This is a genomic window from Kangiella sp. (assembly GCF_014762745.1).
Taxonomy (GTDB): Bacteria; Pseudomonadota; Gammaproteobacteria; order Enterobacterales; family Kangiellaceae; genus Kangiella.
Genome location: NZ_JABURJ010000132.1, coordinates 1 through 8532, shown reverse-complemented (window position 1 = coordinate 8532; position 8532 = coordinate 1). Strand labels below are relative to the sequence as shown.

Genomic DNA, 8532 nt, shown 5'->3' with positions numbered 1-8532 from the left:
CCGTGGTCAACGTGGGCAATAATCGCAATATTGCGTAACTTATCGATCATAAATTTCTCAAAGGTGAAAAAATGGCGCATATTCTATACTAGATAGCGCCATTCGCACAGAAAATAGTCAGTTTAATTAATAATAATTAAGAGTTAAGAGCTGTAGGGCTCATTAGTCCTTTCAATATCAGTCAGTTAGTAAAATTTCATTGTTGTTCCGCGGTCAAGGTATTTCGCCCAGAGCTTTTGCTTCGATATAACAGCTTATCTGCGTTTGATACCAGCTTATCGTATGTGATCTCAAGGTTATCGACTATGCTATAGGCACCAATACTTACCGTTATCGAAATAATATTGTCTTCGTAATAGACTTCATGATTAGCAATAGACATACGTAGCTCATCAAGCATCTTTTGATGGGTGGCAACGTCACCACCCGCGAGAAAAACTACAAACTCTTCACCACCGTAACGCGCCACAAAATCGGAATCACGTTTGAATTTATTCCTTAATTCTTCCGCCACCATAATAATGCACTCATCGCCAGCAGCATGCCCCCACTGGTCATTCACATTTTTGAAATGATCAATGTCGAGTATTGCTAATGTCACCGGTGTGGCGTGACGTATTGAAACAGCAAATGCATTTTTTGCATTCTGATCAAACCCACGTCGATTATAGATTTTCGTCAGCTCATCCTGCACACTGACCAAGGCCAGCTTTTCATTAGCTTCCCGCAACTCTTTAGTTTTAGCCTCTACCTGCTGCTGCAATGTTTTTTGATATTCCAGCATAAAAAACTGAGCTTGTTGCAGCTGATCTCTGACAGACTCAATTTCTGCACTGCTATATACTGTACGAGCCTTTGCCGGAATAGGTTCATTCGATGAAAAGTGTTTAACGATTGTTTCAAGTGGTCTTGTGATTTGCTTTGAAAACTTTCTGGTCACCAACAACACTATTGATGCAATGATTAACAGACTTGCAATCAATTTATAAAAGTCATTTTTATAAGAATCAATTAATGCATCAGGTGTACTCAACGCATAAATCTTCCAACCACTGTCAGTAATACTTTTTTTGTACAGATAGAAGCTGGAGTTCACATTCATCAATGGTAAATCATCAGTATAAACCTGCTCTATTTCTGCTACCGAAAACTCAGTTAAAGGCTCAAGGTTCAGCAAGTCTGAACTATATACCAGCTGGTTTTTAGCATCTGTAACAATGATATAAACATTTATACTTTGCGAGCCACTTTCGAACTTCTTAAAGTTGGCAAGATTTAAGGTTGCTTGAACAACTCCTGCAAACTCTTCTTCGGCATAATAAGGTGCGCTGAGCGCAACGATAGGGTCATTTCCGTATCCTCTGGCCTGAAACACATCCGAGATATAGTGTGTGTTTCTCGAACGAGCCACTTGGTAATACAGTCTGTCATCCACCATTTTTTCTTCCTTAGTGAGCTTCTGCAATGTCTCCTCAAACTCCTGAGGTGCTCCATGGGTCACATAACCAGTGTTGTCTGTAACCAGCATTGAAAATACGTCGGGATATTGGCTGTGGGCATCCAGCAATAGCTCAAGCTTTTGGCTGCTATCATAATGCTGCCAACTCAGGGTATTGGCTAAGTTCACAACCATTCTCTGATGGTAGGTTAAATGGTTACTGGTGATTTCGGCATAATGCTCTGCCTGTACGCCAAGCAGGTCATCCGCTTGCTGCTCTGCGATTTTAGCTGAATTATTGGAAAGAATGAGTGTAATGACAAGCGATGGCAATACTATACTGATCATCGACAGTTCAAAAATTCGATAAGAAAGCTTTGGCAGCTTTAAATGAGAGTCAAGCTTGTGCCATTTTCTTGGTATAAAAGGTCTGAGCAAAGATGCAGCAGAAACCACCAAAACTCCATTTAGCAGCTGCTTTAGCATTATGACCTTGATAAACTCGCTCGAGGTTATGCCATAGAAGTAAATCACGAAAAAATAGGTGATGGGTATACCAATCACAACCCAATACAATACATCAGCAATTAACAGAACCCAACCACGCTTGCTTAATACATACAGAACAAAAATTTCGATCAGAGAGTTGATAAAGAATGCTGGATTATGTGTCTCTGCATAGAGTCCGATAGAGCCTATGAGTGCTGCGATTGCAGCTGGGTATAAGCCACGAGTAATCAAGCAGAAAATAACAAAGATTTGCCCGAAATGTAGGCTGAGATTACCGTAGAGATGTGCAATTAAGAAGCTATTGACTAATAATGCAAGCAGGCCGAAGCCTAATGCATAGCCAAGCTCTATATATATTTCTTGTTTTCTTGTCCTAGTATCCAGAATTACCTCCAGTTGCTAGCAACTCCATAGTAACCTAATCTTTTGATTTACCATACTTTTTTTAACAGTACTAGATTCTCTTCAAGTGCTATAGAACCTTTATGTTAATTTTTGTAGCTTTTCATGGCGAAGCCCTTTGCCTGGAGCCACTTGCTAATATATAATCGCTGTCCATTTTTTGAGCACTCTTTTAATGCGTAACTTATTGATTTTCTGATTATGACTCAAGCAAATTCTGTAGAAACTTCGACTCCAACCCCACAAAAGCAACGAAAAGCCGTAGCTCTGATTTCAGGCGGCCTAGATTCCTTATTAGCCGCCAAAGTAATTCAGGAACAGGGAATTCATGTTGAAGGCATTAACTTTTATACAGGTTTTTGCGTTGAGGGGCACACTCATGCAATTCGCAAAAAAGATAAAGACAAACAGAAGCGTAACAACGCCTTATGGGTAGCAGAGCAACTTGGCATCAAGCTGCATATCATTGATATCTCTGAAGAGTATAAAGATATTGTGCTCAACCCTAAGCATGGTTATGGTGCAAACCTTAATCCTTGTCTCGACTGCAAAATATTCATGGTCAATCAGGCGCAGGCCTGGGCGTGGGCCGAAGAAAATGGTTTTGACTTTATTATTACCGGCGAAGTGATTGGCCAACGTCCAAAATCGCAACGTAAAGAAACCATGCCAATCATTGCTCGTGAGTCTGGTGCAGATGATCGCCTGTTACGTCCACTGTGTGCTAAAAACCTGCTGCCAACCCTCCCTGAGCGTGAAGGCTGGGTTGACCGTGAAAAACTATACGATTTCTCTGGCCGTAGCCGTAAGCCTCAGTTCGAATTGGCCAAAAAGTTTGGTTTTGACGACTTTGCTCAGCCAGCTGGCGGCTGTTGCTTCCTGACCGATGCCAACTACTCTGCCAAACTTGCCGATCTTTGGGAAGCTCGTGGCGAACGTCGCTATGAGCTTGACGATATTATGCTACTCAAGGTTGGACGTCATATTCGCCCTAAACCAAACTTTAAGCTTATCGTCAGCCGTGAAGAAGGTGAAAACAACTTCTTGCAGGGCTATAAAAAACAGTTCACCAGTATTCATACCGTCAGCCATGGTGGCCCTTTAACTTTGCTTGACGGCTCATTTGATAAAGATGATATTAAATTAGCTGCACAAATCGTTGCTCGCTACTCAGGCGGAAAAAGTGCGAATGCTGTAACAGTCCAGATTGAGAACTTTAACGGCACATCCTACGTTATGGATGTACCACCAATGCCTGCCCACGAAGTCAAAGAGGAGTGGCATGTATGAGCTACAAACACAGCTTAGACTGCTCTAATCTATTGTGCCCCATGCCTGTCATCAGAACACAGAATGCACTCAAGGAACTCGCCATTGGCGATACATTAGAAGTTATCTGCACCGATCCGGGAACTTTAAGTGATATTCCAACGTGGTGTCGAATAAACCAGCAAGAAGTGATCGATACCAAAGAACATGACAATCAAATCATCTTCATCATAAAAAAAACCGCTAACTAGCGGTTTTTTTATTGCGATAGTAAATTAACCGGAATATTTGAACCAGGCATTAAATGCAACGGTAATCCTTTCAGACTCTCCAAAATAGGGCTTAACCTCATGTAAGAGCCATGATGGAAATAACACCAGCTGACCTTCCTGTAAATGAATTATTTTGTTGCCACGACTAAACTGTCCACCTAAACGTGAACACGATTTATCAATGAAACTGGTCGTAGAAATCTGCGGGGAAATCAAGTTTAGACCTCCACTATCAGGATCTCCCTCGACCTTATCTCCCGCGGAAACACAATAAACACCTGACCACGAAGCCATTGGATGATTGTGGATACCAAAGTAACCGCCCTTACGGGTAATGTGATACCAACTTTCACAAGCGATATGAAGTTTTTTTAAAGTATCAACATCGTATTGATTTAAAGTGCCTACTAGCTGATATAACTGCCCCCAGCAGAACTTTTGTAACTCTTGTACACAATCGTTTTTCCAGTTAAACAGGTCAAAGGAGCTTTCAAATACCTGTCTATTTTTCTTAACAAAACCATGTTGATCCGTTTCACTACTAGCTTCTTTACTCATAAAGAGTTCAGCCAACTTTTTATTCAGATTTGTATTTTCTGAAATGTAAGACACCCCTAGTGGTACTGAAAACATTGGTATTATTTCGTTCTTTATAGTGTTCATTTGAATATATCTTTTTTATACTGAGTTTTAATTTAAAAGATACTATCTCTAAATATGAATCATTGGTCAAATTATTGGGCAGAGTCCAAAGCCCTCAATAGCTTTGCTGAATCAGATGCATCCACAGGATACTCTGGCCCCATTAAAAAGTACTGGTTCGATTTTTTTTCGACACTAAAAAAAGACAGTAAAATAGTTGATATTGGTTGCGGTAATGGCGCCTTAGCTTGCCTTGCAGTTGAGTTTAGCAATCTTCATAATCTCAACTTTGAGGTCCATGGAATAGATGCCGCAGACATAAACCCTATAGAAACGCTTAAGCACGATAAAAAGATGCTGAAGTTTTTGTCTCAAATACACTTCCATGCTAAAACCCCTGCAGAAAATCTCCCCTTCAAACCTAATTCCATTGATGTATTTATTAGTCAATTTGGGTTTGAATATTCAAATATATCAAAGACAGTCGCCGAGTGTCATAAAGTACTTACAAGCAAAGGCTCGATAAATATAATGGCACATCATCCTGAATCATTAATCTCTGATGATACTAAGGCTGGTTTATATGTTTTCAATGAAGTTCTGCACAAAAGCCCACTATTTTTACAAGTAGACCTCTTACTCGATATTGCATTCCAGGTTTTCAATTCTGGTCAATACCAGTCCTGGCATAATAATCCTTACAATCAGTCCATTAGTAAAACCATAAAATGGGTTATTGAAACGTTGAAGGAACAATTTAAAGAAGAAAAATACTCTATTTGGATTCAGGACATTATTAATCGTATTGTTTCCATCCTACAGAATGTATCAACCGCCAATCCCCAACATCTACGCCAGCATTTAGCACAACAGTTCAGTGCACTTGAACAACACCGCATTCGACTTGATGATCAGCTTAATGCGACCTTCACAGACAAAAAGCTTGAGGCTCTGAAGGACATAGCCAATAAATTTGAGCTAACATTACAATCAACAACCTTTGATGTTGAGCAAATGCCATTTGCATGGTCTATTCAGATCCGGTAGCTGTTTTTCTTTCATTCGTAACTAAACTTTTTAAGATGACACACACTAAATTAAATTAACAGTCTGAAGGCTTATTTTAGAGTAGGGCAAAAGCATAAAAAAAGGCGAGGAAAACCTCGCCTTTTTTATTTCGCTTGTTAACTTAAACTTAGAAAGTTTGAGTATAACGAACGTAAGCTACGCGACCATAGCCGTTGTACAAGTAGTAGTTGTACTCACGACCATCGAAGTCTTCGATAGTTGGGTATTTTTCGAAAACGTTTTGCGCACCTACTGAGATTTGACCATCCCAAGAAGTGTTATAGCTTACTTGTAGGTCATGCGTAGTCCACACGCCCATGTTACCAGAACGGCCAACGCCATCACCTGGGCTACCGTTAGCCACTACATCAGTGTATTGACCACCGATTGTGTTAACATTCCATGCGATAACGAAATCGTTAATGTTATAGACGTTTTGTAACACTGCACGCCATTGTGGCACACCTGGGTCACGAACTAGGTTACGACCACCGTCAACACTCAAGTCATTGATCCAAGAAACCTGGAAGTTCGAAGCCAAACGGCCAGCATCTTCGAAATCAAAGTTGAAGCGAGCATTCAAATCAACACCGTCAGTTTCAAGGTCACCCTCGTTACCATAACCAGTCAAGATTTCAGCAATCGAACCGTTTGCACGACGAGTCACACCAAGACCAGCTGGAATTGGGTCACCTGCTTGCTCGCGGTTGATCAAGTTTTGAGAACTGAAGAACGCGATACGGTTATCAATCTGGATATTGTAGTAATCCAAAGTGAAGTTGAACCAATCAGTTGGCTGATAAGCTAAACCGAATGCATATTGATCAGATTGCTCAGACTCTAGGTCTGGGTTAGCAATACGGTATGCATTGATTTGCACTTCACAGTCTGGGTCTTCACCGAATACGATACATGTTTGCTCATCTTGAACAGGATCAGCTGAGAAAGCATCTTTCTGAGTTAAGATGTCCAAAGTTGGAGCGCGGAAACCTTGACCGAATGACGCACGAAGTGTCAACTCATCCATTGGCTGATAACGTACAGAAACTTTTGGAGAGAAGTCGTTACCGTAATCTGAATAATCATCGAAACGGCCAGCTAGAGAAACTTCTAAGTCTTCTGTAAATGGAAGCAATGTTTCGAAGTAAGCAGCAGTTACATCACGGCCACCACCAGCTGAGTTACCAGCAGAACCACCAACAAGACCAGCTTCTGACTGAGCGTCATAAGCGTCTGAGTAGTACTCTTCACGACGATCAGCACCAACGAACATCTGAATAGTACCGCCATCCAACTCACCGATATCAAATGCCGCAGAAGCAAAGATCTCGTCGAAGTCGAAATTACTTACACGTGAAGTAGTAACTACTGAACCACGTAGTACTTCAGTTGGGTTTGACGATGGGTTTTGAATATCGTAACCATAGCGGTATAAGTCTGGGTTGAACGTAGAAGTGTTGTCACCGTAAACTTCATAACCTGGGTTGAAGTCGTTTACGAATGTCCAAGCAGTTTGTGCTGCCAGGTAGCCGTTACCGATTTCAACTGTTTGGTTACGTACACGACGTACACTGAAGTCTAGCTCAACATCACCAACATAGCCCGTAGTACCGAACAAGAAGTCAATGTTCTCGTTTTGTACTGTGTTATCACGGTTACCAGCTGCCGCGAAGCGGTGGAAGAACCACATTGGCTCGTTAGCACCAATGTTAGGATCGTATGCAACCGCATTAGGGTTGTTTGGATCATACATCCAAGCATCAGGGTTGGTTGGGTTGTTATAGCTATCTGCAGGAGTAGTCAAACCAGCATAGAAGAAGTTTGAATCAGGAGCTGGAGCGTAACGACCGAAAGAGTCATTCTTAGCAATTGTAGCATTTGCATAGATTGACCAATCATCATTTACCATGTGATTTGCTTTTAGGTAAAGAGACTCGTTGGTAGTAGAAGCTTCGTTCGCGTTAGTCGCGTTGAAGTTATAGGCACAAGCGTTTCCATTTGGATAGAAGTTCTCTTCGTTACAGCCACCTGGAATTGCAGTAAATGCGTTACTGAAATCAGTATATGTCCAGTTGTTACCATAAATTGAAGCACCTGGCTCAACCCATGGGAATGCACGTTGGAAAACGATGTCACGCTTGTTCCAAGAAACACCTCCTAATAGGCTTGTAGTATCATTCGAAGAACCAAATACTACGCTACCAGCTTCACGCTCGCCACCTTCAGTAGGAATGCTTGGCTCGCCTTTTTGCAAGCTTACTTCAGCACCGTTGTAATCTTTACGAGTAATTACGTTTACAACACCACCGATTGCGTCAGAACCGTAGATCGCTGATGCGCCATCAGTCAAAATCTCAACACGCTCAATAGCGCCCATTGGGATTGAGTTCAAATCCTGGCTAGAACCAGTAGATGGAGACATAGTCAAACGACGACCGTCAACCAATACTAATGAACGAGATGAACCGATACCACGAAGGTCGATCATTGCAACACCTTGCGCTGATGAACCAGATTGTGGACGGAATGAACCTGTAGTATTGAAAGTTGTGTTACGTAGTAATTCAGCCGCTGAAATCTCACCAGAAAGTTCGATTTGCTCACGAGTGATTACTGTAACTGGGTTTGCACCTTCAACGTCAGTTCTTTTTAAACGAGAACCCGTTACAACAACTGTTTCTGCGTCATCAGCTTCTTCTTCTGCAGCGAAAGTAGCTGGAGCAGCAACAGCCATAGAAGCTGCAAAGCCGCTATATAAAGCGTACTTAACTGCTTTAGCTATCATTGTCTTGTTAGTCATAAAATCCTACCTATAGATAAGTTGGTAAATTTTCTTTCTTTTTGCCCAAAACTGCATTTTATCGTGCCACAATAAAGTACCACGGCCAAACACAGCCTTGGAGAATGTTATAGTTATCATAATTTTCTATG

6 protein-coding genes are annotated in these 8532 nt (G+C 41.4%); 3 read left to right on the top strand and 3 right to left on the bottom strand.

The features are described from left to right. Positions 1-196 precede the first annotated feature (196 nt). Complete coding sequence (locus HUJ19_RS11460; protein ID WP_290624334.1) at positions 197-2179, bottom strand: diguanylate cyclase; 1983 nt, start codon at positions 2177-2179, stop codon at positions 197-199. 372 nt (positions 2180-2551) lie between these two features. Between HUJ19_RS11460 and HUJ19_RS11455 the strand changes: the two genes are divergently transcribed. Continuing rightward, positions 2552-3640: a tRNA (5-methylaminomethyl-2-thiouridylate)-methyltransferase gene (locus tag HUJ19_RS11455; protein ID WP_290624333.1), complete on the top strand. Its 1089-nt coding sequence runs from the start codon at positions 2552-2554 to the stop codon at positions 3638-3640. Next, the gene (locus HUJ19_RS11450; RefSeq protein ID WP_290624332.1) at positions 3637-3870 is read left to right on the top strand and encodes a sulfurtransferase TusA family protein; all 234 of its coding nucleotides are present in this window, start codon (positions 3637-3639) and stop codon (positions 3868-3870) included. Before HUJ19_RS11455 ends, HUJ19_RS11450 begins: the two co-directional genes overlap by 4 nt. A gap of 24 nt (positions 3871-3894) precedes the next feature. Here the strand turns inward: HUJ19_RS11450 and HUJ19_RS11445 are convergent, their stop codons facing one another. Further along, entirely contained in the window at positions 3895-4554 is a 660-nt protein-coding gene (locus HUJ19_RS11445) for a putative 2OG-Fe(II) oxygenase (protein WP_290624331.1), read from the bottom strand. 54 nt (positions 4555-4608) lie between these two features. Here HUJ19_RS11445 and HUJ19_RS11440 point away from each other — a divergent pair, with 54 nt between their 5' ends. Further along, positions 4609-5580, top strand: a complete 972-nt coding sequence (locus HUJ19_RS11440) for a class I SAM-dependent methyltransferase (RefSeq protein WP_290624330.1) — start codon at positions 4609-4611, stop codon at positions 5578-5580. A 148-nt stretch (positions 5581-5728) separates the two neighbouring features. Here HUJ19_RS11440 and HUJ19_RS11435 read toward each other — a convergent pair whose 3' ends face one another. Then, positions 5729-8401, bottom strand: coding sequence for a TonB-dependent siderophore receptor (locus HUJ19_RS11435; protein ID WP_290624329.1), 2673 nt, complete (start codon positions 8399-8401; stop codon positions 5729-5731). Positions 8402-8532: the final 131 nt, after the last annotated feature.